Source organism: Acidovorax sp. KPB24-07 (assembly GCF_057543315.1).
The window spans coordinates 1-690 of the sequence record NZ_BAAJYS010000870.1; the positions used below are offsets into that span (position 1 = coordinate 1).

Here is a 690-nt window from a genome sequence, read left to right on the forward strand (position 1 = left end):
CGAGGGGCTCCAGGCGGATGCCGCGATCGCGCAGGGTGACGGGTTCGACGAAAGCCATGGAAAGAATCAGCCAAGGCCGCAGCGCTCGCCTACCGCGACGAATTGCTGCGGACCATCCGCCCCTTGAGCCGGCGGGAGTTCAGCGCCATCGTCCGCAAGAACAACACCTCCGGAGTACCAGGCGTCTCAAGAAGCGTTGAGCCGGGAGGGGTTCGCTGGTCGGCCACGGTGTATCTGGCCAACGGCAAATCACAGCGCCGATCCTTTGCAGTGAAGAAGTTCGGCGAGGAGCGTGCCAAGGAACTGGCGATCGAGGCCAGGCACCAGATGCTCCAAACCGTGGATGGGTGGATGGTTCGCCATCCTGACGGTGAACCCCGCCGAGGCCATGAACTCCCCGACATGGATCGTTCGGCCATTCCCCGCCTTCGCAAGGACCGCAGCGAGCGGTTGCCAACACCACATTCCCCAGAGCGTCGTGTGTACCGCTATCGGTGGACCCGGACGATGCGCCGCGGCGGGGTGTGGACCGGCGAATACTGGATTGCGGAGTATTCGACGTCCGACGGCAAGGTTCGGCGCAAGTGCTTTTCCGTGGGACGCCATGGCGAGGAAGAGGCCAGGCGGCTTGCCCTGGAGCAACGCCGGGAATGGGTGCTGAACCCGCCCCTGCCACAGAACCGGACCCGA

General features: G+C 64.6%; 1 protein-coding gene. It reads left to right on the top strand.

Translation table 11 applies throughout. The features are described 5' to 3' along the window. Window positions 1-102 precede the first annotated feature (102 nt). On the top strand, window positions 103-690 hold a 588-nt coding region (locus tag AC27IQ_RS26375; protein ID WP_487091423.1), incomplete at its 3' end, for an AP2/ERF family transcription factor.